Raw genomic sequence first — 25,960 nt, 5'->3', positions numbered from 1 at the left:
CTCCGGCAAGTACTTCCCCTAAATCTGCAACGACAGCATCAGCCTCACGTAGCAATGTAAATCTGACTTCTGAATCAAGCTCTGGGTTTTGTTGAAAAACCGTCATTAAATTTGAAGCCACTAAATCTGTCACAATGTCTTCAACGGTTTCTTCTCCAGTATCACCTTGCTGGTTAGCAAAGATGGCTAGATGCTCGGTAAGGTATTCAATAAGCGCATGGTAGCCCTCAGTATTAACAATCATAATCTATCCATTTGTAATCGTTTAAAATATTTAAAAACACTACGAGACTAACATAGCGAATCATTAAAATCTGTATTTACTGTTTATCTCACTAATTTATCAAAATAGAGAATCGCACTCAAATGCTTTCCATCTAGCATTGACAATCTCACGCTTTTTATCACTGATTATTGATAGTAAAGCGATAAATTTAATGAATATATAATATTCCATGTGAATTTTGCCTTACTTCACAGATAAATATTAAGAATGCACTATTCTTAACCAAGTGATTTTCAGATATTAAAGAGAGGCAATTATGTGGCAAGCTATCGCAAAGCAAATCTCTGAGGTAACAGGGCAACCCTTTAGCATTTCTGAACGTGAAGTAATCAATGGTGGAGAAATCAATGATTGCTACATGATCAGTGATGGCTCTCAACGTTATTTTGTTAAGATAAATGACCGAGCAGAACTTCCTATTTTTGAAACAGAGATAGAAAGCCTTAATCAACTGGATCAATCTGAATTCATTTTTGTCCCCTCTCCACTTCATGTCGGAACCACTAAAGATCACGCCTTTTTAGTCCTTAATTTTTTACCCACCAAACCAATGGATCAACGAACCTCTTTTGACCTTGGCGTCAGCCTAGCAAACCACCACCAATGGGGAGATCAACTAGAATACGGATTTGATTGTGATAATTATTTAGGTAATGTCTTACAAGTGAATACTTGGCATCGTAAATGGGCATGTTTTTTTGCAGAGCAACGCATTGGCTGGCAGTTACAGCTATTACATGAGAAAGGCATGGAATTTGGCGACATAGACACTCTGATTAAAAACACTAAAAATATTTTACATAATCATCAGCCAAAGCCAGCTCTATTGCATGGCGATTTTTGGCATGGGAATATTGCACTTAGCGTTAAAGGTCCTATCAGTTATGATCCTGCTTCATACTGGGGAGATCCTGAATGCGATCTAGCCATGGCGGAATTATTTGGCGGGTTTCAAGACAGTTTCTTTGAAGGTTACCAATCCGTTACTCCAATAGCCGAAGGATTCGAAACTCGTCAGAATTTATATAGTCTGTATCATGTACTTAATCACTGCACTATGTTTGGTGGAGAATATATGAATCATGCCCAACAACTCATAGAAAAATTAAATCTGAATCATAAGTAAATCGCTAGTTTATAGGGTAGCTAATTGTCTACCCTATAACGGTAACAAATTGATAAATTAGACCCCTGATCAACTTTTCTACTTAATTCACTTCTAAAATGAACTTTTTTTCTTATTATCTACGTATCACATTGTTGTCTCTTTTTGTTTTATCCATGTTAAACAAAGTGACTCACCCTAAGGCTAAGCATTCGTTAAGGTGAATAATTGAAACACTAATATAAGTAGGGGTTATTGTGATGAATTACATAAGAAAAGACATTAAATGCCCTAACTGCCAATACACTATTGGCTTAGTCATAGACAAGAATCAATCAAGTCAACAAATCTACGATGATTGCCCATCTTGTCATCGCGCAATTGAAATGAAAATGGTCGTAAACCCATTAACTCAATCTGTTAATTTTTCTTTCGATAGCGTTGAAGACGGGCTATTTTGAATTTCTAGTTTTACGCTTTATTTTGATTCGCTAATACACGCTCAACCGTATCTACAATCGCTTGTGTTTGCGGATCAATTTCTAAATTAATTTTATCGCCAATATGACGTTGGCTTAAATTGGTTCTTTCTAACGTTTCAGGAATTAAATTTACATTAAAGCCATTTTCATCCACATCCCCAATCGTTAGACTGATCCCATCAACACCAACATAGCCTTTATGTAAAATGTATTTTGTCCATTGAGTTGGAACATCAAACCAAATTTGACAATTTTCTGCTGTCTGATTAATTTCTCGAACTGTCATTACATCAACAATATGACCAGACATTGAGTGACCACCGATCTCATCTCCAAATCGAGCAGCACGCTCAATATTCACTGAATCACCTATATTTAATAAACCAAGATTAGTTAACCGCAATGTCTCTTCAATTAAATCAAACTGCACTTGATTATTATTGATCTTCGTTACCGTTAAGCAACAGCCGTTATGAGCAACTGACGCACCGATTTCTAAACCTTGCTCATAAGGTGCAGGAATTTCAATAATATGCGTTTGAAAATTCTCTTTCTTGATGATCTCAATAACCTTGGCTTTAGTAGCAACAATCCCAGTAAACATCAGTGTCTCCAATAATTATAATGCAAAAAAATCAAGAGTATTATTCTACTCTATCCTTTTTTTTAAAATATCTACCATACGTTGAATATTTCATTTTGTGAAGTCACTCGAGTTCTATATACTGTCGAATTCTGCTTACCTTTGACAGTTCCTCTGTTTAAAGCACTCAATCAGACCTTTTTATTCTTATTGCGGCCATCACCGTAACGAAGAATCAACAGTTATATTCCTTATTTACACATATATTTATACGGTGACGTAGTGCACAGATACCAGAAAGAAATCGTAAAATTAATAAAATTATCAACTCCCGTTCTTATCGCGAGTGTCGCTCAGACAGGCATGGGCTTTGTTGACACAGTAATGGCTGGTGGCGTTAGCGCTACCGATATGGCTGCCGTAGCTATTGCTGCAAGTGTTTGGCTACCTGCCATCTTGTTTGGTGTGGGCTTATTAATGGCATTAGTTCCTGTCGTTGCTCAATTAAACGGCTCAGGAAAATCTAAAAAAGTCCCGTTTGAAATTCATCAAGGTATTTACTTAGCTTTGATCGTTTCTTTACCGATTATGCTGATCCTTTATAATGCCGGTTTTATCATTGCCGCTATGGACGTAGAACCTGAGTTGTTTGCAAAAACTCAAGGATATTTACACGCCGTATTATGGGCCGCACCTGCGTTCTTATTATTCCAAGCACTACGTAGTTTCTGTGAAGGCTTATCGTTAACTACACCCGCAATGGTGATCGGTTTTATCGGCCTTGCTGCTAACGTTCCATTAAACTGGATGTTTGTATATGGCGAAATGGGTGCTCCAGCGCTAGGTGGTGTTGGCTGTGGTGTAGCAACCGCTATCGTTTATTGGTTGATGTTTGTGACCATGGTTATTTATACCTTTATCGCGCCGAAACTACGTCGTGTAAATTTGTATGAAAACTGGAGTAAACCACAAGCGAAAGAGATCTACCGTTTATTCAAATTAGGTTTGCCTGTTGCTTTATCTATCTTCTTTGAAGTGACGTTATTTGCGGCAGTAGCCTTATTGGTTTCGCCATTGGGGTCAATCGTTGTTGCTGCGCATCAAGTCGCGATTAACTTCTCATCTTTGATCTTTATGGTGCCAATGAGTATTGCAATTGCCGTTAGTATCCGTGTTGGCCATAAATTAGGTGCAAACGATCTTGAGGGTGCAAGAATTGCAAGTTATTGCGGCCTTGCTTTTGGTTTGATGATGGCATGTTGCACAGCAACATTAACCTTTATCTTCCGTGAAAACATTGCATATTTATATTCTGATAATAAAGAAGTAGTTGAACTTGCCGTTAGCCTTATGCTTTTAGCCGTAATTTATCAGTGTACCGATGCCGTTCAAGTCGTCGCTGCTGGTGCACTTCGTGGTTATAAAGACATGAATGCCATCTTTAAACGTACCTTTGTTTCTTACTGGGTTGTTGGACTACCAGCAGGCTACATTCTTGGTATGACAGATTGGATTGTTGAACCTATGGGTGTATATGGTTTCTGGATTGGCTTTATTGGTGGATTAACTACCGCAGCTATTCTATTAAGTCTACGCTTACGTTGGCTACAAAAGAACCCAGCACAAATCAATATGGAAGTTGATGAATTGCAAATAATGCATTAATTCAGCCAATTCATAAAAAAGCCCGAGGTATTAATCTCAGGCTTTTTTATGCTTTATATTTCATCTTAAAGTGTATCGTTGTTATTTCTGTTTTTCTTTTAATTGAGTAATAACATAGTCAGGCGCGACCTTGGCTAACTCCACTAAGCAAGCATCCGCTTTTTCATTATTGTAACGAACGTAAATATCACATACCGCATACAACTGCTCTGGTGAGCCTGAGATCATATACGCTTTTTCAAACGATTCAGTCGCGAAATCGACATCAATATCCTCTTGTAATACTCCGTTTAAATACCAATAATAACTGTTGTTTTCAGCTAAAGTTGCAGCGACTTTAATCGCTTGTGCTGCACTCTCTTTTTGGTTTAAACGTACTTGAGTTAAGGCTTTTGAATAATATAAACTCGCTTCTTTAGGTAATTGAACAAGCCCTTTATTTAGAGCTTCTAGCGCTTGTGCATCTTGATTCTGAGCACGATAATTATCAGATAAATTTAACCATACTTGGCTATTTTTAGCAGCACTTTGTGTCAACGGTTGATATAACTCATCCGCCTTTGCCCATTCCTTATGCCAACGATACACATCTGCTAGTAATAATTGAGATGAAGTATTTTGTTGATCTTCTAACTGTGCGGAGAGATAAGCCACCACTTCATTATAAGGGGCTTTAATTTGCTGTTGTTGATCAGCTGTCATCGTACTGTACTCACGTAATAAATTGGTGCTCGCCGTCATACGAACCGTTAAGTTCTCATCAGTAAGTAATGGCGAGATCATGCGCCAACGGTGTTCAAATTGATAGAGTTCAGAACCAATAATGGCCGCTTCACGTAAGAGAGGATCACTTTCTTTTAGACCTCTAGCCACCGCAACCAAGCTGTTTTGATTTGGATAACGTGTTAATTGACGTAATGCATCGGCCCTTTTCTCTACATTCTCATTTTTATTTTGAGCGGTATACGCTAATTGTTGTTCAGGAGTTAAGTTTTGCGCTTGATTAGCAGGCTCAGCCCCTGTTGATGCGTATGAAGGAGCAGAAAGCCCTAATAAACTCACCAAACCAATTGCGGCGTACTTCTTTATTGCGTGATTCACTAATACACTCCCCACTCTCTATTTTATGTTCTGATTAAAATTTAGTTGGAAATACAGCACTTCTTTGTACTTGCTGCATTTTCACATCACTGTATTTACCATACTGAACAGGGTTACCTAGCATTCTCAAAATATACGCAACCGACTTATCTGCATGAGCAAAGAATTTTTTCCAGCCCGCACATAAATAATTCAATCCTGGCTCGCCATCTCGAGTTTTAATAAAACGATTTTTCGGACACTCACCATGGCACGCAAATTTGTATTCACATTGCTGACATTGACTGGTTAATGTTTTTGATTTTGCAAAACCAAATTCTTGTTGCTTACGGCTGTACGCTAGCTCATCTAATTCTTGAGTATGGATATTGCCAATTTTGTATTCAGGATAGACATAATGGTCACAAGAAAACACATCGCCATTGTGCTCCATCGCTAGGCCTTTTCCGCAAATTTCGCCCAAGGTGCACAATGGGTTCTTACGCCCCATCCAAGTTTCGACACTGGCTTCAAAATATTGGACGAATACTTTACCTAGATCATTTTGTGCCCATTCATCAAAAACGGCGATTAAAAAGTTACCCCAGGCTTCATCTGAAACACACCAAGGTTCCATTATTGATTCTTTGTTTCCCGGAATAAGGCGTTTATCACCTTGACGCAATTGCGCTGCCAGTTGCTCTGTTTGTGGCGCTACCGTTCTAAAGGTTTTTTGTTCAACAATCGGAATAAACTGCATTTGTGGCGATTTCACCACATCACGTAAGAATCGATACACTTCTAATGGATTTCGGCTCGTTAAGTTATTTACACACGTTAAGGTCGCAAATTTCACCTGATGCTTATGCAGTAAATCCACCGCCTTCATTACTTGGTTAAAAGTCCCTCTGCCTGCTTTGTTAGTGCGATAGGTATTATGTAATAACTCAGGGCCATCAATACTTAAACCAACTAAAAAGTTATTTTCAACAAGAAACTCACACCATTTATCGGTTAGTAAAGTACCGTTAGTTTGTAAATCATTAGAAATTACGATCCCTTCTGGCTGATATTTCTTCTGAAACTCTACAATTTTCTTAAAGTAATCTAAACCTAGTAATGTTGGCTCTCCACCTTGCCAAGAGAAGATAATTTCAGGCGTGTTTTGTCCTTCTATATATTGACGAATATAGGTTTCTAATGTCTCCTCATCCATTTGTGGGGAGCAATCTTTTTTGTATTCAAGTAAGTCCTCTTTACTCAAATAATAACAATATGTGCAATCAATATTACACACAGCACCAATGGGTTTTGCCATGACGTGTAATCGTTTTGAAGCCTTACCCTGAAACTGAGGACCTTGAGTAATGATCATGTTGATTCCTATTGATAATGTAAGTATTTGATGAATTGAACTTGCCTAACAAGCCTATTAACCACCCTTATAGCCAGTTGTTAAGCAAGTTCTAACTCCATAATAAACAAAAAGAACATCGGTATTAGTTATACACGTTATTCCATTTTGGAAAGTGCTTTCACTGTATGATAAATACTCAATCATTACTGTAGAGAATGTCATGTTTAGAGTCTCTTTGTTCACCAATTTTAAAACATTATTTACCACCTTATTTCTTAGTTCAGTGCTCGTTGAATGTGCCAGTGCGCCACCGCATCCCACCACTCTAAAAATAGAAGAAACTATGGTTTATGTCGAAGGTGGTGAATACGAAATGGGTTCAGACTCTCCATCCGCTAAGAAAGCGGAAAAGCCAGCTCACCTTGTTTCAGTCGATGATTTTTATATTTCAAAATTTGAAGTCACTCAGGAATTGTTTGAATCGGTAATGGGATCATCTCTCAGTTACTTCCAATCTCCAGACAGACCCGTAAATAACTTAAGCTGGCAGCAAGCCAATTACTTTATTAAAAAACTCAATGAACTGACAGGTGAAACGTACCGCCTTCCAACCGAAGCTGAATGGGAATATGCCGCTCGTGGAGGGAAACTAAGCCAGAATTATACTTACAGTGGCTCGAACAACATTGCTGATGTCGCATGGTTCGCAGATAACGCAAACAATCAAGCTCACCCTGTTGGAATGAAACAGCCTAATGAACTAGGCTTATATGACATGACAGGTAATGTCGGCGAATTTGTTAGCGATGCCTATGACGATAATTTCTATCGTTTTTCGCCAACAAAGAACCCAAACAATGCTCGTGATGAAGCAAGTGGTTTAGCGCACAAATCAGTACGAGGCAGCAGTTTCTCTTATAAAGCCAATGAATCAGAAAACTACCGCCGAGATTTCGCCAGCCAATCCATCATCATGGCAGATATGGGTTTACGCTTAGTAAGAGATGCAAAGTAATCAATAATTAAAATTACTAATAACTATTACTCTTTTGGCAAGGAATAAAAACATGATGAACAACGCATTACATTATCTCGCACTCGCTGGGGTAATGATGGCACCAGGAACCGTACTGGCAAATGATCATAACCCAAAATTAGTGTTACAAATCACGGTTGATGGCCTTCGTGGTGATTTGTTAGAGCGTTACCAAGCTAACTTTGGTGAAGGTGGTTTTCGCTATTTAATGGAGGATGGCACTTACTATACCAATGCTCATTATCAACACGGAAATACCGAAACGATTGTTGGGCATGTCTCCCTTGCCACAGGAGCACCACCAAGTGTTCATGGCATGGTTGGTAATGTGTGGTATGACAGAAATGAAGAACGCTTGGTCTATAACGTTGAAGATGGCAATTACAGCATGCTTACTTCAGGGGCTGGTGTAAATAAATCAACCGAGATCGACCCAACTCAAAAGGTCGCAACCCAAGATGGCCGCTCACCTGAGCCTATTTTATCCACCACCTTTAGCGACGAACTCGCGATAGCAAGCAATGGTGAATCAAAAATATTCTCAGTATCAGTAAAAGACCGTGGCGCTATTTCGTTAGGTGGTCATTCAGGCAAAGCGTTTTGGTTCTCTAAAGCACAATCAGAATTTGTGACCAGTAATTACTATTATGATGAGTACCCAGCATGGGTAACCGCATGGAACCAACAAAAAGTACCTAACCAATACTCAGGGAAAAAATGGGCATTATCACTGCCTGAAGATAAATATACTTTAAAAGAAGGCAATCCAGATTACAAAGTTGACCTTGCAGGATTTAAACGTACCTTCCCTCACCCTTATGGCCCTGCAAGCTATAAATACTACAGCACAATGCTAACACTTAGCCCTGCTGGAGATGAAATCACTGGGAACTTTACTGAAACACTCCTTAAAGAAGAAAACTTAGGCAAAGGGGAATTTACGGATTACCTTGCGGTTAGTTTCTCATCAAATGACTATGTGGTTCATATGTATGGCCCATCAAGTTTAGAAACAGAAGACAACTTAATTCGATTAGATAAAACCATTGCCAACTTACTTGAAAAAGTCGATAAGCAAGTTGGATTAAAGAACACACTGATTGTACTTTCAGCCGATCACGGTGTACCAGAAGCCCCTGCTACGATTAATGCGTTAGGCGCAAATCAAGCGGCTTACTTCAATCAAAAAAGTTTAATCTCTCCAGAGTTACTCTCTCGTTTAAAAACAGAGTTTGGCTTAGGTGAAGACGCGATTCGTTTATATGCCCAACCTTATGTGTATTTAAATCATGAGGTAATCAAGAAGAAAGGCATCGCGTTAGATAAAGTACAAAAGGCAGTCGCCGAAGAGTTACTAAAAGTAAAAGGCATTGCTTACGCGGTAACAAGCTCAGATATTGAGAAAAACCAAGTACCAAATACTCACACAATGCAACTGGTGAAAAATAACTATCATCCAATGCGTTCTGGTGATGTTTATGTGGTTTACAACCCTAGAAACTACATTAATGACATGGATGGGTTAACCATCGCATCCACTCATGGTTCACCTTGGCGTTATGATACTCATGTTCCCGTTATCTTTGCTGGATATAACATTGATGATGAGAAAATCAGCCGTGAAATTACCCCTTATGACATTGCGCCCACCTTATCGAATGTTTTAGGTATTACGCAACCAAGTGGGACGACTGGTGAGGTATTAACTGAAGTAACGCAAGATTAACCGACGATAATTCCAAGGACAAAAAAGCAGTGCTGAGAAATCAACACTGCTTTTCATTGTCACTTCGCTTCGTTAAACTCTGCTTTGGCTGCTTTTTGTATTTGTTGCCTCAACCAACGATGACCACTTTCAGAGGTTCGGCTTGGATGCCAAATGGTACATAAGTCATGCTCTTGTTTCTCAAACGGTAAATCCATCGCTTTTAAATTATAATAACTTCCTAACCCATCGACGGCTGACTTTGGCAACATACCAATCATATTCGTTGTACCAATAATCGGCATCATTTCTAATGCACCTGACGCTCTAATCACGATATTACGGGCTTCCAACTCTTTAATGTCTTCACCATTAAGCAAACTGCTTCGACTATGCCAACGAGCCGCAGCAACATGCTCTTCTTGTAAAAACGCCTCAAGCGTAATCGATGAGCCAATTCGTGGATGATCTTTATTACATACGACCATCAATTTTTCAGAATATATCACTTCAGATCTCAACATGGTTCTGCCACGGATAGCCATGTCTATGACTAAATCATATCGCTGTAAGCGCAAATCAGCCTCAAGATCCTCGGTAAATTGAGGATGTATTTCTAACGCAATATGAGGCGCAGCCTGTCGAATTTGACGCACCAATCTTGGAATAAAAGAATGAGTTACCGTAGAGACCACGGCAATAGAAAAGATACGGTTAGATGTTTTAGGATCAAACTCTCTTGACGCTGACAGTGTTGAAGTGAAATTTTTGAGTGCCGCCGACATCGCAGGATAAATATCAGAGGCAAAGACCGTAGGCTCTACCCCTGTTGTGCTGCGGTGAAACAGCGGATCATCATAAATCTCACGTAACCGCTTTAATGCTTTACTTACCGCCGGTTGGCTAATTTCCATTCTAGCCGCTGCTTTTGATAGATTACTCTCTTCATAAATCGCAACAAAGATAGGGATCAAGTTTAATTCAGTACTTTTCATATTAACCGTCACGGTAAATTCATCCTAATTTCACTGTATATACTTGAGAAACATACACAAGCTCTATTCATCTATTCTGTGTTGTTGCTCTTGAATCTGCCTATCGGTCTTGATCCTGATAACTCTTTCGATATTTATCTAACTGAGGAAGCGCACTCTTTGGTTTCACTCTTGATAAAAAAGTAACCCATGGATTTGATAACAAACTCACCTTTTTCCATAACCGTCTGGCCTGCGATGCTGTCACCTTGCTGTTTTGGAAATCCATCGAATCTTGTTGCCATTTATCATCTTGAACATAGCTTTTAAGCTCGATGAGTTGATGTTGCTGACGTAATGCGCGATAAAGTAAAACTCTTACCCGTCCCCACTGGCCATGCTTCACCGCTCTTGAATAAACGAGCCATGTAGGTAACGGATGTGTTTTATAATAATGACGTAGTTTTATCGCCAGAACACCTAGAAGAGCGGTACTAACGAATAGAATCACGACTGTTTTCCAATACATTTTGAGCCATGACGATAATGTGTGTGACACTTTATAAGCCTGGCCAGCGACCTCAATGGTTTTTAGTTGCTGAGAATCCAAATCCCACCATGTAAATTGATAAGTCGGAAAGGTAAATTCGCCTCCAGATTGTAAAACATAGACACTCGATTCTTTACGCTCTGAAAGATAATCACCACGCGTTTGAGAGTCGACTAACTGAGTGGGTTGAGCATAAGTCTGATATTCATTTGTAGACGTGTGATCTATGATTTTAGGGATCAACATCGCTAACGTATCCTCCCCTTTAATGATCAGTGTTCGAGTAATCGCATCTCCCACTTTAAGATGATCATTAGAACGGCTCCATTGTTGCTCTATCGTAAAGTCACGACCAGACACCCACTGTTGTTCAGCGCTTAATAATCCTGATGGCATAACCGCGATAAATTGTTGTGGTGCACTGTATAGCGTCGCAGCTCCCTTACCACCATCTTCGCGTGAAACCTCGACACTAACGGCGGTAGAAGGAACAATAAAACGCCCCTTTTCTTGTGGATATAAGGTAATTTCCCAACGCTGATGGCTCCAAGTCACTCCGTTTTTTCGTTCCGTAAAATTGGTTGCTAAAGTATTACGTTGCTTAGTCACTACATTCGGAATTTCAATATTGGCTATTCGAGTTCCACTGGTAAACCATCTTGGCGTAGCCACTTCAATATAGAGAATAATTTGTTCATTTACGGCATAGCGAGGCTCTTTAAGTGATTCATTGCTATTTGATGGTTCACTTAACCAGGTGTTAAGTATTACCTTATCCGCCTTTTCTTGCTCATTTTCTTGTCCCGCGTGGGCTGAAAAGCTGAAACCGGTAAAAAACATAACCATAAACAGCATGAGGTAAGCACTATAATGTGTCGTCTTAATTCTCATCATTTCTCCTCCGCGGTATCAGCATCTTGATTGCGTGTCTGCTCATAACGTTGAAGCTGAAATTTCGCACGTAGAAAATATTTAGGATCAGCCTCTACTCGGCGCAGCCATTTATCGGCTAATTCTTGGCTACCTAAGATTTCATTGGCATTCAAACGCTCGTCGACCACAAAAGAGGCATCTATCATTTCATCCGCTCCATCACCCGTTTTAGGTTTATCTTCCCCTAGCTCAAACGATTCTTCTGGTCCATCCGTTGTTCCTTTTTGACTCTCACTGGTACGGTTCACTTCATCAACAATACTCTGCATTACATTTAAATTATTCTCGGCTTTTTCTCTTAATTCCGAATCAATATTACCGTCCAATAAAAACTGATAAATATCTCGTGCTGCCACATATTCTCTTTGTCTTGCCAGTGCATTTGCCGCATTAAATACACCCAAATCAGACTTCACTTGCAAAAACGCGCTATGAGCTAATTTATACTCTCCCGCATAGTAATAAGCCGTCCCTTTTTTAAGCGGATCTTGATACTGTTTTGCCGATTTTAAATATTCAGACTGTTCAAAATACCATTGACCTTGTTGGTCTGGTGTCAGCCATAAATCCATCCAACCATCACTGATTTTTTGCCATAATGTCACCGTTTGAACTGGCGCTTCAGTTTTGGCTGTTAAGCTCACGGTTTCAGCATAGGTTGGTGCTGAATAAATGGTAGGAAAAACCACACACACGACTAAGCACCATTTCACTAGCCAACCTTTTCTAAACCACGACAGCATCAACGGAGCAACCAAAAGCAGTAAGTAATATCCCATGTCTTTCCAAGGCATTGCTGACTCATTATTTAACTGCATATGACGTTGAATTTTACTGTTAATCGATTGAATATCACGCTGATCAACCGTCACTTCTACCACACTACCATTGCTCTTTCTGGCTAAGGTTTGTAGTGACGATAAATCCATTGGATTACCACTCACTCTGTCTGTATTACCCGCCGCTAATATCAATAATTGATGTGGGCTATTTTCAAAATAACGTTCATAAGCTTGAATAGTTTGAGGATTAACGCCATCGCTGATCAACAACACGGTACCAGCATTATTACTGCCCAACTGCGGCTCAATTAACGCTAAGGCACTCTCTGCATTTTTGCCCTCTACTGGCATAATATCAGGTTGAATCGCGGCTAAAAATGGCGCGAATACAGAATTATCTTTCGTTAATGGCATGGCTAAATGTGCTGATCCAGAAAACACAACTAACCCAGTTTGCCCGCCTTTTCGTTCAGTAAGTAAGTCTCGGATCTTCTGCTTAGAACGCTCTAATCGACTCGGCGCTAAATCTTTTTGCAGCATCGATGGACTGTTATCTAATACAATTAATAGTGCCGCTTTGTCTTCGCCAAAGGGTGAGGCTTCACGCTCCCATGTTGGCCCACCACAAACAATAATGGCGATAAACAGAGAGAAGCTGAGCAACTTAAGGGGCAATTGCTTTTTCCAGCCGACATTATTAATCGTTAACGATAGGCGCAAATGTTCAGGCAACGCTTCTTGCCATTCATTTTTACTGTCTTGTTTCCAACGCAAATAAATCATTAAGGAAAAAGGCAGTAAGACCAATAGCCACAATGGTCGAATAAAATGAAACTGCTCAATAATTTGTTGCCACATCAGAAAATCAAACATCGGCATCTCCTGACGTTGATGCTGGCTGCACCGTAGCTTTTTTACACTGACGCTTGATTGTCACGACACCAAAAGCCAATAAATACAAGCCTACAATTAGCATTACTGGATATTGGTGTATCGATTGTTTTGGACGGTAAGTCGTACTTTCATACAGTTGTGGTTCTAAATCACCAATGGCATCATAAGCGAGAGTTAATTCATCACGATTCATCGCCTGAAATGCACTCCCACCAGAAGCCGCTGCGACGCGATTAATCACATCCATATCCAATGCTTGTTCACCAACCGTTCTTGGGTCTCCCATCGCTATCATATGAATTCGCACCCCTTTGGCAGCGGCAACTTTTGCCGCATCAATTGGCTCAACGTAGCTACCAGTGTCATTACCATCGGTTAATACAATCGCGACTTTTTCTCTTGGTTTTATATCCATCGTATTATCTAGCTCTATTGCCGTTTCATCGTCATCACTTTGCTCAAATACTTTTATTGCTAAACCAATCGCATCACCTAAATGAGTACTTTGCCCTGCCATTGCCACGTCGGTTTGATTCAGCAACTCAAGCCACACGGTTTGATCCGCGGTAAACGGCGTTTGAACAAAAGCCGCATCTCCAAACAAAATTAACCCTAAGCGATCGCCTTTTCTTGTTTTAACAAAGTCCGCTAACACTTCTTTTGTCGCCTCAAGACGTGAAATGGATTTAAGTTCTCCACTCTCTGATGGAGTGCCTGACACAAAATCACGCTCAGCCATAGAACCAGATAAGTCCACCACGACCATTACATCTCGCCCTAATTGTTCACGCGTTTGTGGCTCTCCTAAAATAGTTGGCTTGGTTAACGCGAATACCAATAACCCCCAAGAGAGAATTAAAATCGCTTTTTGCCACACACTGGCAGTAAGCTGACTGGCACCATCAGATGGCGCTTCATCTAGGGCTTTAACAACAACATCAAAAAATGGAACCTTAATGGCAGATTGTCGAGTACGATAGGCTGGAATAAACCAATAAATAACAATAGGTAATGGCAATATCCACAACCAATAAGGGTTAGCGAATTCAAGTTGATTAACTAGCATGATTCTCCCCTTGATGATGGCGTAACCACCCCTCACATATCTTCAATAATTGGTTTAGTTCTTCTGCGGTTAGGGCGTGTTTTTTCTGAAGTAATGCCTGCATCCAATTCTCACCAATAACATCATAAAATGGCGTTGTACTTTGCAAAAAATAACCATCTAACCGTTTGAGAAATTCATTACCAAACGCATTGGCATTGCTCGGATTAAGATAAACGACAACCGCTTTCATCACTTCGAATAAGTCATACGTTATTTGAGTTTGTTCACCCACCGTATTTTTCATGGCAATAACCACCCCCAATGCTTCACGGCGATAACGGTTTCCCCACCAGATCCTCCCCCACACAGTGGCTTTATAAGTCACAAATACAATCAGAATAATTGCCACAATCTGCCAACCTAACGTTTGAGGAAACCAGCTAATAGAGTCGGGAGTGACCACCTCACTGAGATCTCTTAATATATAGCTACTTGGTGGTGTATGAAGGCTCATCGACGTCCTCCTATCGCTCGTTTGAATTGTTCAATATGAACACCTGACGTATCAGCTTCAATGATTGGCAATCCTTTGGCGGCCATTAATTGAATGAACTGTTCCCTTTTTAAACTCTGGTGTTCACTTAATCCTTTATTGGCTAAGTCGAATTTCTTTGTCTCATTGATACTGATTTGTAATGAGCCATCCCCCACAACCCAATCGCTCTTTTGTGATGGAAAGTTCGACTCAAAAGGATCAGAAATAAGCACACCAAGAACGTCATTGTGCTTTTGAAGGTGCTTTAGGTGAGTAATATCCTCAGAGGTTGCGCCATGCCAATCACTTAAAATGATAATTGTGGATTCTTTAAGCTTTAAACGCCCAAGCAAGGTTACAAATTGAGTAAATGCGACACCATCGGCATCTGTACTTGTCACATCTAATGACTGATTTACAGTAGCTAACAATTTCAATCGGTGGAGCAAATCCCCTTGAGAGCGTTTTGGGATTAACCAATGGAGTTTTTCCGTTGATTGAAGAACAAATCCCACGCGATCACTGTCTTGTAATATTCGCCAAGCGGTTAATGCTGCTAGCTCTGCCGCTACGACCGATTTCATGGTATCAACAGAGGAAAAATACATACTGCTGCGTTGATCCACACAGATAATAAAATTACGATCTTTCTCTTCCGTGTACGATCTCACATGAGGTTTGCCCGTTCGCATGGTGACTTTCCAATCTAGATTGCGAATATCATCGCCTAGTTGGTAGTGTCTTAGCTCTTCAAAGTTTAAACCACGCCCACGAAATACCGACGAATGACGACCAGATAATGCCGTCCCCGATTTTAAATTTGGCAATAAACTGAAAAATCCCGCTTGGGGCTGTAATTTCACCAATTGGCGGTAATCACAATGAATACGAGAGTCGGTACTTTTCTTATTCATAAAAAGCCCTACCCAATAACAACGTGATCCAATAACTCATTAATGACTTGTTCTTGTGTCACTCCATCTGCCAAGGCGTCATAACTCAAGGTGACACGGTGACCTAAGACAGAATGAGCCATCGCTCGAATATCATCAGGCTCTACATAATCTCGACCTTGCAGCCAAGCATAAGCACGCGAACATTTATCAAGTGAAATTGAAGCGCGAGGGCTTGAACCAATCTCAATCCAGCGTGACAAATTGGACTCGGCATAACGCTCAGGTTTACGCGTTGCCATGACTAACGCAACAATATAACGCTCACTGATCTCTGATATTTCGATCTGTGATAATTCAGAACGCGCTTGCATAACAATTGAGGGGTCTAGCTGAATAGTTGCCTCTATTTTAGAATCATTTTCTGTATTCTGCTTTTGAGGTGACTCTTCACTTCGAACAAGACGAATAATATCTAACTCAGCATCATCATCAGGATAATCAACCGTTACTTTCATAATAAATCGATCCATTTGCGCTTCAGGTAATGGATAAGTCCCTTCTTGTTCGACCGGATTTTGTGTCGCAAGCACCATAAATAAGTCAGGTAAGGTATGCGTTTGATCGCCAACCGTTATTGTTCCTTCGGCCATTGCTTCCAATAAGGCCGCTTGAACTTTAGCCGGAGCACGGTTGATTTCATCCGCTAAAATAATACTGTTAAAAATAGGCCCCGGCTGAAAGTGCAGTTGTGGCTTGCCATTGAGATCTTGATACACTTCGGCTCCGGTTACATCAGAGGGAAGCAAATCCGGCGTAAATTGAATGCGTCCAAATGAAGTATGTAAGTTATCCGCTAACGATTTAACCGAGCGCGTTTTTGCGGTGCCCGGCAAACCTTCTAGCAAAACATGACCTTGAGTTAATAACCCAATAACCAATGAGCGAACCACGTGCGACTGACCAATAACAGACTGTTCAACCTGTGAGATCAGTGTATTTATTGCCTTTTGGGTTTGATTCATGCTTGCTCCTTAGCCTAACGACTTAAATTTTATTACTTCATTGTAAGTATTTGTTCTATAACTATTGGTTATACACATCATCATTAAAGGCGTTGTTTTAATGCATCAATGACATTTTTAGGAGCGTATTGCTCTAATTGAGTAATACACTGCGCCGCATTTGCTAAATCATGTTTTAACAGCATGTCACATTGAGCAAATAGGTGTTGCGGATCAGTACTTAATTCAAAAGCCTGACCTAAAGCTTGAGCAGCAACCCTTCCATCAACAGATCCCATAGATAAGCCATAGACATACCAATATTGAGGGTTTTGCTTCTCTATTTCAGCCGCTTTCTTAAAGTACTGACTGGCTTCTTCTTTTTGAGCCAATCGCAATAACGATAACCCAGCACTATAAGGTAGAGCGCCCGAATTTGGCTGCGCTTTTATTCCGTCGTTTAACAGTGCAAGACCTTTGCTCTCTTTACCTTGCATACGGTACATATCAGCAAGATTCACATAACTGTTAACGAAATAAGGCTCTACTTTTATCGCACCTAAATAAGCTTGCTCTGCTTGCTCTAATTTGCCTTGAGAGCGATAGACATTGCCAAGATTGGTTCGTCCAAACCCTCTGTCAGAGTTAAACAGTTGACTGTTTATATATTCATTTAACGACGGGACTAATTGGTCTCTTTGTAAGGGATTGAGCTCAGCCCAGTAAGTCACTAATGCTCCTGCTGCTTCAGATCGAACGCCTAATACCTTATCGGTTAATAGTGGTGATAATATTTGCCAACGATCATGAGATTCATATCCAGCAGAGCCTTGAACTGCGCCAAAACGGATTAATTCATCTTCATGTTTTATCGCTCGCCCAAGGGCAACGAGTGTATTTTTACTGGGATAGCGACCTAATCTCTGTAAAGCTGATCCTCGAATGATCCCCGCTTGTTTTGCATCTTGAGCTGTGAATGACAACGCATCCCCTGCACCACGATAATTAATGTCTGATGCGTAAAACGCCACCGCAAAGTGTTGTTGATTACGATAAGGAGAATCAGGAAACCACTGACCTACTTGTTTATCTGCCCACATGTCATCTTTATCTTCATGGCATTGCGTACACACATTGGGTGTCCCGATATTCTTACTTAAATCAGGCCTTGGGATTTGCCAACTATGATCACGCCTTGCATCTACGCCCATATACGTCGTTTCTGGCATATGACACGTGGTGCATTTTGATGCATCCGTATTTTCTTCATGAAACGTGTGTTTTTGAGGTGTATATTCCGAGGCGATATGACACTGAGCACATACGGCTTCTTCTGGGATATCAAGTTTTGTGGTGTGAGGATTATGGCAGTTGGTACAAGTCACACCCTTTTGGGCCATCTTTGATTGCATAAATGAGCCATAAACATAATCTTCATCATAAATTTGGCCATCATTATGATAAAGCTCGGCGGTTATTAAGCTTGGTAAATAACTGTCTAACAACGTTTTTGAATCGCCTTTGATATGAGCCTGATCTTCATTTAATTGAGTACGACGACTATGACACTGTGCACACACGGTAATTTGGTCTGTTGTTTGGATAGCCTCCGGTTGACGTGTTGTGTGGCCTTCTTTAAATACCCACTCTTTGACTGATTTACTTAAGTCTCGCTCAAAACCATAATGCTGATTAGTCATACCTTCTTGGTTATTGCTCCATACGAGGTGCTCGCTTGCAGGTCCATGGCATGACTCACAACTGACATTAATCTCAGACCATGTCGTATTATATGTATCCGTTTTTATATCGTAATTTTTCTTAACGTCAGTTGAATGACAATCGGCGCACATGAAATTCCAGTTTTGCCCAGAATTAGTCCAATAAAACTCATCGGTTTTCTTCATGTCTGGATAAAGGTGATACCAACGCTGACCGCCAGCTTGCTGACTTCTTGAATCCCAAGCAAATGGAATTAATTGAATGCGCCCATCTTCAAATTCCACCATATATTGCTGCAATGGCTCAAATCCAAAGGTGTAGCTAACTTTGTAATCGTGAAATTTCCCATCGGGACCTTCGATATTGACCCAATACTCATTGCCTTTTCTGAAAAATCGATTGGATTTACCTTCAAACTCGAAAGTCGCGTTATTAAAATCACCAAAAACACTATTTTTATCCGCGTGCTTCATTGCCATATCATGATCTGACCCTTGCCATGCTGACACTTCCTTTTCATGACAATCAACACACGATTCATTTCCTATAAAATCGGCAGAAAACACCGAAAATGACAGTAATCCAAGGCTAATACACAATAGCCATAATCGATAGGAAACCCATTTTATAATCATACTCATCCTTGTATTTTGATTCTCTTTCTTGCTTTCTTGTTTGCATCGATACAACTTAAATAACAGTTATTTAGGTATAGCTTATGATGATAGTGATTTCAATTTTGTTGCAACGGATTGTGATTACCCATAAACAAAAAAGGCTCCGAAGAGCCTTATTGTTACAAAGGTTGGTTTATTTATTGTGTGGTTGCTGTAGCTTCTCCATCACCTGCTCTAAGCTAAAGCTGGCAGCTTTTTGACGAGGAGGGAATTCTTCGAATGTCGCTAAATATTCCCCAACATAAGCTTGTGCTGGAACAAACATATAGGCATGGTCCAGTAACCAATCGTAATACGTATTTGAGGTAACATCAGCCACTTCGTATGGGTCCATACGTAAGTTAAACAGCTTAGGCACTCGTAATTCTACAAACGGTTCTGCCCATATTTGCAAGGTGCCTTGAACACGCTGCTCCAAAAATACCGCTTTCCATTTATTGTAACGAAGCGCCGCTAAATCACCATCATCTGTAAAGTAGAAGATCTCTGCTCGACGACCTTTGTCTTCTTTACCGGTTAAATAAGGTAAGAAGTTATAGCCATCTAGGTGATTTTTGAAGCTCTTATTACCAAGCTTAGTGCCTTTTTTCAGTTCATTTTTAATATTGTCATCGCCCGCAATAGCGGCAAACGTTGGCAGCCAATCCATATGGTGCATGATTTCATTTGATACAACACCCGGTTCAATTTTACCCGGCCAACGAACCATCGCTGGAACTCGATACGCCCCTTCCCAGTTGGTGTTTTTCTCACTACGGAACGGAGTTGTACCGGCATCTGGCCACGAGTTCATGTGTGGGCCATTATCCGTCGAGTAAAATACAATGGTGTTATCTTTAATGCCCAATTTATCCACGGCTTTTAAGATCTCACCAACGTGGTTATCGTGTTCAACCATGCCATCAGCGTAATTACTGATCCCCGTAGAACCTTGTAACTCAGGTTTAACATGAGTTCTAAAGTGCATACGTGTTGCGTTCCACCATACAAAGAATGGTTTTTCTGCTTTAACCGCTCGGCCCATAAAGTCTATCGCAGCAGAGACCGTTTCATCATCGACAGTCTCCATACGTTTACGTGTAAGCGGCCCTGTATCTTCAATTTTTCCATCGGCGTACGATTTAATTACGCCACGTGGACCAAACTTTTTACGAAACTCCGGATCTTTAGGGTAATCCACATTCTCTGGTTCTTCTTCTGCATTTAAGTGGTAAAGGTTGCCAAAGAACTCATCAAAACCATGTGCTGTAGGAAGAAACTCATCTTTATCACCAAGGTGGTTCTTACCAAACTGCCCAGTCATGTACCCCATTGGTTTAAGTACTTCTGCAATCGTTGCGTCTTCAGCTTGCAAACCAATATCTGCACCCGGCAAACCCACTTTACTCAAACCCGTTCGTAGAACACTTTGACCCGTTATAAACGTTGAACGACCCGCCGTACAAGATTGCTCAGCATAATAGTCAGTAAACATCATCCCTTCGTTAGCGATACTATCAATATTTGGTGTTTTATACCCCATTAGTCCAAAGGTATAAGCACTGATGTTTGATTGACCAATATCATCACCCCAAATAACTAAAATATTGGGCTTTTCTGCCGCAAGTGTATAACCTGAAGCCCCCATCAATACCGCACCAAGAATACTTAACCTGCGTTTTGTTCCTTGTTTCAACGTCATATAACCTCCTGTTTATGTATAAGCATTTACGATTAAATATATAGTCTATAAAACAAATAGAATCTAATATTATGTGTGTTTTTTGTGCACAACAATGCCCATTGTTTCTATTCCTTTTGCGCCTGAGTTAACAAATATATATCGTATTTCTGATCTACATCTCAATTAGCCACTGATTAAATCAGCTACATAAACAATAAAATACAATGATTTACACTAAAAATAACCATTGGTTATAACTGCTATAAAGCGACGTATTAACACCTCTCATTTAAAGTACAGGCAACTAATCGCAACAATTTGGAGTTCTGTCATGAGTTATCATTTAAGTAAGGTTGCTGTCGGCATTGGCTTACTGGCCACATCGAGTGCAGCAATGGCCGCAACACAACCGAACATACTCGCTATTTTTGGTGATGATGTTGGTTATTGGAACATTAGCGCCTATAACCAAGGCATGATGGGTTATCAAACCCCAAATATTGACCGTATTGCAAACGAAGGTGCCCTTTTTACTGACCATTATGGTCAACAATCTTGTACTGCCGGACGCGCTGCTTTCATTACTGGCCAAGAACCTTTCCGCACTGGTTTATTAACCATTGGAATGCCAGGCTCTGATCACGGTATTCCTGATTGGGCTCCGACTATTGCTGATCTTTTAAAAGAACAAGGTTACATGACCGCTCAATTTGGTAAAAACCACCTAGGCGATCAAGATAAACATCTGCCAACCGCTCATGGTTTTGATGAGTTTTTCGGTAATCTTTATCATCTAAATGCCGAAGAAGAGCCAGAAACTTACTACTACCCTAAAGACCCTGAATTCCGTAAAAACTACGGCCCTCGTGGTGTAATTAAATCTTACGCTGATGGTAAGATCGAAGACACGGGGCCAATGACTCGTAAGCGTATGGAGCACGCCGATGAGGAGTTCTTAGACTCGTCATTAGCATTTATGGAGAAAGCGGTCAAAGCAGATAAGCCGTTCTTCATTTGGCACAACACCACACGGATGCACGTTTGGACTCGTCTACAAGAGAAATACCAAGGAGTATCAGGCGTTAGCATCTACGCTGATGGTATGCTTGAGCACGATGATCACGTAGGTATTTTACTTGATAAACTCGATGATTTAGGCGTCGCTGATAACACTATCGTTATTTACACAACCGATAACGGCGCAGAAACAGGAACATGGCCAGATGGCGGTGCAACTCCGTTCTACGGTGAAAAAGGCACAACATGGGAAGGTGGAATGCGTGTTCCACAACTTGTGCGCTGGCCTGGAACTATCACTCCGGGAACTAAAATCAATGAAATGATGGCTCACCAAGATTGGCTTCCAACCTTACTTGATGCCGCAGGTGTCCCTAATGTGAAAGAAAAACTGGCTAAAGGCTACAAGGCAAATGGTAAAGAGTTCAAAGTTCATATCGATGGCTATGATTTCAAACCACTGTTTGAAGGAAAAGTAGATAAAGGACCTCGTGAATCACTACTGTACTTCACAGCAAATGGTGAGTTGAATGCAGTTCGTTGGCAGGATTGGAAGCTTAACTTTGCGGTGATGGAAGGTAATATTTCAAATGCCGTTCGTCTAGAACCAAACTGGCCTCAAATTATCCACTTACGTGCAGACCCATTTGAAAAAGCACCACATGAATCAGGTATGTACATGCGCTGGATGGCAGATAACATGTGGCTGTTTGTACCAATGCAAGACGTATTAGGTGAGTTCTTTAGCACCCTCCCTGATTATCCAATGCAAGTAGGACAGTTGATGAATCCCGCGTCTATCAGTTCTGAATCACTCCAGCTAAAAGCAAAAATGCAGCAATTAGATAAGTTACAACAACAAATGAATAACTTAAACGTTAAGTAATTCATTTTTAAACTCATTCATCATAAATAATAAAAAGCTCTCAGTGTTAACGCATTGAGAGCTTCTTTCATATAGTTTACCGACGCTGACACGTTGTGCAACCTCGACAAGCAGATCGAGTATGTTTACTTAAATAACTCCGTTGCACCTTACAATAAGCATTTTTAAGCGCACGACGAGCAGAGAACCAATCATCAGGCTTTGTCAGTAATAAATATCCATTAAAACGTTTCATGAGTTGTAGACGATTCTCATCAATAAAACGGCTATCAAAGCCAATATCAAAATGGTCTAGTGCTTGCTCTATCTTAGTAAAACTCGCTATTGTTTTTTGAATATCTTCTTGGCTCATTATTTACATCTAACGTTCTATTTTCACCAGTGTAAAAGTAAATAGATATTCAATTATTGATGCAACACGTCTATTCCGTTATTTATATTAGTAACCGACCAAAAAAATGCCCTCAATACTCAGTGTATTGAGGGCATCGCTTATTATTACAATCTAAGCTTTAAACACGATATTTAGTGCTTAAAAGTATTCATTTCGGTGGCACTTGTTGCGGTTAAATCACCCGCTGGATTCAACAAATGCGGTAAGATTTTAGGTAAATTGAATACAATATCTTTATCTTCAACCGGATAGATCACTTCATTATACCAACCCAACAAACCCATTGATGCGTAACCAATAGCGTCATTGTCTTCACGGTGTTCAATGATGATTTGTAGAAAACGTAAGATCGCTTTGTCATTTGATCCTGCTTGCTCAGGAGTTGTGTGAAAAATCTTAGTCGCTTCAACCACTAGTCCTGCGTATTCAGTTTCAACTGAAACCTGAAAAGAACCACCATCAACAGATATTTTCATAAAATTTATTGCCAATTCATTATTCTAATAAAGGAGCATAATACCGAATAATACATTCTTTGTCGTCACTGCTTCTACAAACCAGTTGATATAAGTAAATAAATATAGCGTCATGAGCGTTTTTTAATCTGACTACTCTCTATGTTTTTAAGATCTGCGGCTGAGTAACCAAAAATTGAACAACTTACTGAAGTAATTATATTTGCAATTCCTTATCAAAAGGAACACATTGTTAGGCAGTTTTGGCTAATATAATTAAAAATAGGTAGTGAATATTTGCTATCTTCACTACCTATTTTATATATGAAATTTAAATGTAATTAATTTTATTCGTTATTCCGCTGACGTTTGGTTTTCTTCTTGTTTATCACACAGATAAGCATTACCAAACATAGTTACCGAACTTGAAAAATTAAGCGATTGGTATAAATATAAAGTGTCAGCACCCAGTGCCGCTGCTTTAATTTTCATTTGGTTTAATGTGCCCCAAACCATATCTTTATCTGCATGTAACCAGTAATCATAGAAATGTCCTTCAGATCCAAAAACGACACCCAAACGTTCACAATTCTGAACCACTCCGACTTCATCCCAAATAACATCTACTTTTTTTGATTCCTGAGTAGGAAAAGTTACACAGCCTGTTAATAACATAGTAGATGCTAGCATTGTGCCAGCTATTAGAGTTTTCATTAAATAATCACTAACCAAATAAATGTTGCGTGATTCTAGTGAAAAAAAAGCCGCTGGCAAGTGATAATACCAAATAAATGAATTATTTATTATTTATCGCCATTTATTCGCTTCAGCGTTAGCATTTGCACGACGAGCAGCCGCTGCAATTTCTTTATCTACAATTGTCTGCCCGATAGGAGCAATCGAAATAGCGGCAAGTTTTAAGTGCTGAATCGCAAATGGAATACCAATGATAGTAACAAAGCACGCAACCGCTGATATTACATGTCCGATAGCCAACCAAAAACCCGCAAAAATAAACCAAAGAACATTACCTATAAATCCAAGACCACCTGTACCGATGTCTTCAGATAATGTTAGCTCATCACGTGCAATGGCTTCTTTTCCAAAAGGGAAAAATGAAAAACCAGCAATAACAAAACACGCTCTTCCCCATGGAATACCGATGATACTAATAAAAGCTAATACACCAAAAAAGCACCATGCTAGACCCATGAATACGCCACCAAAAAGAAACCAAATTAAATTACCAATTGCGCTCATTTTATTTCCTTACTTTACATACGATTGTTGATAGTCGATTACATCTTAAATAAGATCACAATAATTAGTCGTCAGCGCCACACTTAACACAACTATCATAGGTTCTCTCACCTTCACTAATGACAGTATATTTACCGACACAGTTTTCACACAGTGCAAGTACAGGATAGGCTTCTTTTTGTTTTTTGGAAGATGTATTCCCTTCCGTTGTATAAAATTTTCTCATATTAACTCCTAAGATCAATACATAGAAAAACACTCGACAAGATTAAATGCCGAGTGTTTTTAATTATATCAATTCAATAAACTTACCGTGTTTCTACCAGTTATCTGGGTATTTTCTTTTATTCTTCTTACCCGTGCCTTCTGGCTTAGCCATAGGCTTGATCTCTTCTAACAGTGCTTTAGTGATCTCTTCATCCACTTCAAAGCCTGCAATTTGTTCACGCTCAAGTCGGATTTTATTTTTCTTCTCAATAATTTTGAAGTGATGGTAATCTTCATAATCAATTAACGATAACGCTAAGCCTACCTCACCAGCACGGCCACTTCGGCCAATTCGGTGCATGTAATCTGATGGACTTCTTGGTAAATCAAAGTTGATAACCACAGGCAGTTTTTCAATATCTAAACCACGAGCAGCAATATCAGTTGCAATCAGAACTTCAATCTCACCGGCTTTGAATGCTTCAAGAACACGACTACGAGCGCCCTGTCCTTTATCACCATGGAATACTTCAGCAGTAATTCCACGTTTAGATAACTTATCCGCTAAGTGATTACAGCTGTTTTTAGCATTAACGAAAATAAGCGCTTGGCGCCACTGCTGCTGATGGATCAAATGCGCTAATACGGCTGTTTTTTCACCTTTATTAACGGTAAATACGCGCTGTACTAACGTACTTGCATCTGCACTTTGTAATTGAAGTTCTACAGGGTTATTAAGTAATGCTTGAGTTAACCCCTCTACTTCT

The 25,960-nt window shown here is 40.0% G+C and carries 25 protein-coding genes; 6 read left to right on the top strand and 19 right to left on the bottom strand.

Annotated elements, in window-relative coordinates:
• Nucleotides 1-244 (bottom strand): DUF3802 family protein (locus Q1K78_RS14065; protein ID WP_300180056.1); only part of this gene is annotated, 244 nt, incomplete at its 3' end.
• A 298-nt stretch (nucleotides 245-542) separates the two neighbouring features.
• Here Q1K78_RS14065 and Q1K78_RS14060 point away from each other — a divergent pair.
• A complete protein-coding gene (locus Q1K78_RS14060; protein WP_300180053.1) occupies nucleotides 543-1,412 on the top strand; it encodes a fructosamine kinase family protein in 870 nt (289 codons plus the stop codon).
• A 239-nt stretch (nucleotides 1,413-1,651) separates the two neighbouring features.
• On the top strand, nucleotides 1,652-1,852 hold the full coding sequence (locus Q1K78_RS14055) for a CPXCG motif-containing cysteine-rich protein (protein ID WP_300180062.1): 201 nt from the start codon (nucleotides 1,652-1,654) through the stop codon (nucleotides 1,850-1,852).
• 10 nt (nucleotides 1,853-1,862) lie between these two features.
• On the opposite strand, the gene Q1K78_RS14050 is transcribed toward Q1K78_RS14055, so the two are convergent.
• Nucleotides 1,863-2,477, bottom strand: a complete 615-nt coding sequence (locus Q1K78_RS14050) for a riboflavin synthase subunit alpha (protein WP_300180050.1) — start codon at nucleotides 2,475-2,477, stop codon at nucleotides 1,863-1,865.
• Nucleotides 2,478-2,738: 261 nt separating this feature from the next.
• Here Q1K78_RS14050 and Q1K78_RS14045 point away from each other — a divergent pair, with 261 nt between their 5' ends.
• Complete coding sequence (locus Q1K78_RS14045; RefSeq protein WP_300180047.1) at nucleotides 2,739-4,121, top strand: MATE family efflux transporter; 1,383 nt, start codon at nucleotides 2,739-2,741, stop codon at nucleotides 4,119-4,121.
• Nucleotides 4,122-4,202: 81 nt separating this feature from the next.
• Here Q1K78_RS14045 and Q1K78_RS14040 read toward each other — a convergent pair whose 3' ends face one another.
• Both Q1K78_RS14040 and Q1K78_RS14035 read right to left on the bottom strand, forming a co-directional pair.
• The gene (locus tag Q1K78_RS14040) at nucleotides 4,203-5,222 is read right to left on the bottom strand and encodes a hypothetical protein (RefSeq protein ID WP_300180044.1); all 1,020 of its coding nucleotides are present in this window, start codon (nucleotides 5,220-5,222) and stop codon (nucleotides 4,203-4,205) included.
• Between the two features lie 34 nt (nucleotides 5,223-5,256).
• Nucleotides 5,257-6,576: an anaerobic sulfatase maturase gene (locus Q1K78_RS14035; RefSeq protein ID WP_300180041.1), complete on the bottom strand. Its 1,320-nt coding sequence runs from the start codon at nucleotides 6,574-6,576 to the stop codon at nucleotides 5,257-5,259.
• 202 nt (nucleotides 6,577-6,778) lie between these two features.
• Between Q1K78_RS14035 and Q1K78_RS14030 the strand changes: the two genes are divergently transcribed.
• Together Q1K78_RS14030 and Q1K78_RS14025 are read left to right on the top strand one after the other, a co-directional pair.
• Nucleotides 6,779-7,573 carry an SUMF1/EgtB/PvdO family nonheme iron enzyme gene (locus Q1K78_RS14030; RefSeq protein WP_300180038.1) on the top strand — a complete coding sequence of 265 codons (795 nt, stop codon included), beginning with the start codon at nucleotides 6,779-6,781 and terminating at the stop codon, nucleotides 7,571-7,573.
• Nucleotides 7,574-7,667: 94 nt separating this feature from the next.
• Entirely contained in the window at nucleotides 7,668-9,320 is a 1,653-nt protein-coding gene (locus tag Q1K78_RS14025; protein ID WP_300180059.1) for an alkaline phosphatase family protein, read from the top strand.
• Nucleotides 9,321-9,379: 59 nt separating this feature from the next.
• Here the strand turns inward: Q1K78_RS14025 and Q1K78_RS14020 are convergent, their stop codons facing one another.
• From Q1K78_RS14020 to Q1K78_RS13980, 9 genes are all read right to left on the bottom strand, one after another.
• Nucleotides 9,380-10,294 (bottom strand): LysR family transcriptional regulator, encoded by a 915-nt coding sequence (locus Q1K78_RS14020; RefSeq protein WP_300180036.1) that lies wholly within the window; start codon nucleotides 10,292-10,294, stop codon nucleotides 9,380-9,382.
• 100 nt (nucleotides 10,295-10,394) lie between these two features.
• Nucleotides 10,395-11,717: a hypothetical protein gene (locus Q1K78_RS14015; RefSeq protein WP_300180033.1), complete on the bottom strand. Its 1,323-nt coding sequence runs from the start codon at nucleotides 11,715-11,717 to the stop codon at nucleotides 10,395-10,397.
• Nucleotides 11,714-13,411 carry a VWA domain-containing protein gene (locus tag Q1K78_RS14010; protein ID WP_300180031.1) on the bottom strand — a complete coding sequence of 566 codons (1,698 nt, stop codon included), beginning with the start codon at nucleotides 13,409-13,411 and terminating at the stop codon, nucleotides 11,714-11,716. The genes Q1K78_RS14015 and Q1K78_RS14010 overlap by 4 nt, the downstream gene beginning before the upstream one ends.
• A complete protein-coding gene (locus Q1K78_RS14005) occupies nucleotides 13,404-14,498 on the bottom strand; it encodes a VWA domain-containing protein (RefSeq protein ID WP_300180028.1) in 1,095 nt (364 codons plus the stop codon). Before Q1K78_RS14005 ends, Q1K78_RS14010 begins: the two co-directional genes overlap by 8 nt.
• Nucleotides 14,488-14,994: a DUF4381 domain-containing protein gene (locus Q1K78_RS14000; RefSeq protein ID WP_300180025.1), complete on the bottom strand. Its 507-nt coding sequence runs from the start codon at nucleotides 14,992-14,994 to the stop codon at nucleotides 14,488-14,490. Before Q1K78_RS14000 ends, Q1K78_RS14005 begins: the two co-directional genes overlap by 11 nt.
• On the bottom strand, nucleotides 14,991-15,929 hold the full coding sequence (locus Q1K78_RS13995; protein ID WP_300180023.1) for a DUF58 domain-containing protein: 939 nt from the start codon (nucleotides 15,927-15,929) through the stop codon (nucleotides 14,991-14,993). The genes Q1K78_RS14000 and Q1K78_RS13995 overlap by 4 nt, the downstream gene beginning before the upstream one ends.
• A gap of 8 nt (nucleotides 15,930-15,937) precedes the next feature.
• Nucleotides 15,938-16,933: a MoxR family ATPase gene (locus Q1K78_RS13990; protein ID WP_300180020.1), complete on the bottom strand. Its 996-nt coding sequence runs from the start codon at nucleotides 16,931-16,933 to the stop codon at nucleotides 15,938-15,940.
• A gap of 83 nt (nucleotides 16,934-17,016) precedes the next feature.
• A complete protein-coding gene (locus Q1K78_RS13985; RefSeq protein WP_300180017.1) occupies nucleotides 17,017-19,269 on the bottom strand; it encodes a multiheme c-type cytochrome in 2,253 nt (750 codons plus the stop codon).
• A gap of 175 nt (nucleotides 19,270-19,444) precedes the next feature.
• The gene (locus Q1K78_RS13980) at nucleotides 19,445-20,992 is read right to left on the bottom strand and encodes an arylsulfatase (RefSeq protein WP_300180014.1); all 1,548 of its coding nucleotides are present in this window, start codon (nucleotides 20,990-20,992) and stop codon (nucleotides 19,445-19,447) included.
• Nucleotides 20,993-21,305: 313 nt separating this feature from the next.
• On the opposite strand from Q1K78_RS13980, the gene Q1K78_RS13975 reads away from it, so the two are divergent.
• The gene (locus tag Q1K78_RS13975; RefSeq protein WP_300180011.1) at nucleotides 21,306-22,877 is read left to right on the top strand and encodes an arylsulfatase; all 1,572 of its coding nucleotides are present in this window, start codon (nucleotides 21,306-21,308) and stop codon (nucleotides 22,875-22,877) included.
• A gap of 76 nt (nucleotides 22,878-22,953) precedes the next feature.
• Here Q1K78_RS13975 and Q1K78_RS13970 read toward each other — a convergent pair whose 3' ends face one another.
• From Q1K78_RS13970 to Q1K78_RS13945, 6 genes are all read right to left on the bottom strand, one after another.
• Nucleotides 22,954-23,229, bottom strand: a complete 276-nt coding sequence (locus Q1K78_RS13970) for a nitrogenase-stabilizing/protective protein NifW (protein ID WP_300180008.1) — start codon at nucleotides 23,227-23,229, stop codon at nucleotides 22,954-22,956.
• 173 nt (nucleotides 23,230-23,402) lie between these two features.
• Entirely contained in the window at nucleotides 23,403-23,747 is a 345-nt protein-coding gene (locus Q1K78_RS13965; protein ID WP_300180005.1) for a hypothetical protein, read from the bottom strand.
• 333 nt (nucleotides 23,748-24,080) lie between these two features.
• Nucleotides 24,081-24,440 (bottom strand): DUF4156 domain-containing protein, encoded by a 360-nt coding sequence (locus tag Q1K78_RS13960; protein WP_300180002.1) that lies wholly within the window; start codon nucleotides 24,438-24,440, stop codon nucleotides 24,081-24,083.
• 93 nt (nucleotides 24,441-24,533) lie between these two features.
• A complete protein-coding gene (locus tag Q1K78_RS13955) occupies nucleotides 24,534-24,986 on the bottom strand; it encodes a YccF domain-containing protein (RefSeq protein ID WP_300179999.1) in 453 nt (150 codons plus the stop codon).
• A gap of 64 nt (nucleotides 24,987-25,050) precedes the next feature.
• Nucleotides 25,051-25,212 carry a hypothetical protein gene (locus tag Q1K78_RS13950; protein WP_300179996.1) on the bottom strand — a complete coding sequence of 54 codons (162 nt, stop codon included), beginning with the start codon at nucleotides 25,210-25,212 and terminating at the stop codon, nucleotides 25,051-25,053.
• 93 nt (nucleotides 25,213-25,305) lie between these two features.
• Nucleotides 25,306-25,960, bottom strand: a 655-nt coding sequence (locus tag Q1K78_RS13945; protein ID WP_300179993.1) for a helicase-related protein, incomplete at its 5' end; no start/stop codon positions are given.

This window comes from uncultured Aliivibrio sp. (assembly GCF_946479765.1).
GTDB lineage: Bacteria > Pseudomonadota > Gammaproteobacteria > Enterobacterales > Vibrionaceae > Aliivibrio.
The sequence above is the reverse complement of the archived record's forward strand: the minus strand, read 5'-3'. Positions and strand labels throughout refer to the sequence as shown.

Coding starts and splice junctions, on each gene's coding strand:
- Q1K78_RS14060 (WP_300180053.1), top strand. CDS start 543: ATGTGGCAAGCTATCGCAAAGCAAATCTCTGAGGTAACAGGGCAACCC.
- Q1K78_RS14030 (WP_300180038.1), top strand. CDS start 6,779: ATGTTTAGAGTCTCTTTGTTCACCAATTTTAAAACATTATTTACCACC.
- Q1K78_RS14020 (WP_300180036.1), bottom strand. CDS start 10,294: ATGAAAAGTACTGAATTAAACTTGATCCCTATCTTTGTTGCGATTTAT.
- Q1K78_RS14050 (WP_300180050.1), bottom strand. CDS start 2,477: ATGTTTACTGGGATTGTTGCTACTAAAGCCAAGGTTATTGAGATCATC.
- Q1K78_RS13975 (WP_300180011.1), top strand. CDS start 21,306: ATGAGTTATCATTTAAGTAAGGTTGCTGTCGGCATTGGCTTACTGGCC.
- Q1K78_RS13985 (WP_300180017.1), bottom strand. CDS start 19,269: ATGATTATAAAATGGGTTTCCTATCGATTATGGCTATTGTGTATTAGC.
- Q1K78_RS14055 (WP_300180062.1), top strand. CDS start 1,652: ATGAATTACATAAGAAAAGACATTAAATGCCCTAACTGCCAATACACT.
- Q1K78_RS14000 (WP_300180025.1), bottom strand. CDS start 14,994: ATGAGCCTTCATACACCACCAAGTAGCTATATATTAAGAGATCTCAGT.
- Q1K78_RS13990 (WP_300180020.1), bottom strand. CDS start 16,933: ATGAATCAAACCCAAAAGGCAATAAATACACTGATCTCACAGGTTGAA.
- Q1K78_RS13960 (WP_300180002.1), bottom strand. CDS start 24,440: ATGAAAACTCTAATAGCTGGCACAATGCTAGCATCTACTATGTTATTA.
- Q1K78_RS13965 (WP_300180005.1), bottom strand. CDS start 23,747: ATGAAAATATCTGTTGATGGTGGTTCTTTTCAGGTTTCAGTTGAAACT.
- Q1K78_RS13955 (WP_300179999.1), bottom strand. CDS start 24,986: ATGAGCGCAATTGGTAATTTAATTTGGTTTCTTTTTGGTGGCGTATTC.
- Q1K78_RS13970 (WP_300180008.1), bottom strand. CDS start 23,229: ATGAGCCAAGAAGATATTCAAAAAACAATAGCGAGTTTTACTAAGATA.
- Q1K78_RS14005 (WP_300180028.1), bottom strand. CDS start 14,498: ATGCTAGTTAATCAACTTGAATTCGCTAACCCTTATTGGTTGTGGATA.
- Q1K78_RS13995 (WP_300180023.1), bottom strand. CDS start 15,929: ATGAATAAGAAAAGTACCGACTCTCGTATTCATTGTGATTACCGCCAA.
- Q1K78_RS14015 (WP_300180033.1), bottom strand. CDS start 11,717: ATGATGAGAATTAAGACGACACATTATAGTGCTTACCTCATGCTGTTT.
- Q1K78_RS14025 (WP_300180059.1), top strand. CDS start 7,668: ATGATGGCACCAGGAACCGTACTGGCAAATGATCATAACCCAAAATTA.
- Q1K78_RS13980 (WP_300180014.1), bottom strand. CDS start 20,992: ATGACGTTGAAACAAGGAACAAAACGCAGGTTAAGTATTCTTGGTGCG.
- Q1K78_RS14010 (WP_300180031.1), bottom strand. CDS start 13,411: ATGTTTGATTTTCTGATGTGGCAACAAATTATTGAGCAGTTTCATTTT.
- Q1K78_RS13950 (WP_300179996.1), bottom strand. CDS start 25,212: ATGAGAAAATTTTATACAACGGAAGGGAATACATCTTCCAAAAAACAA.
- Q1K78_RS14035 (WP_300180041.1), bottom strand. CDS start 6,576: ATGATCATTACTCAAGGTCCTCAGTTTCAGGGTAAGGCTTCAAAACGA.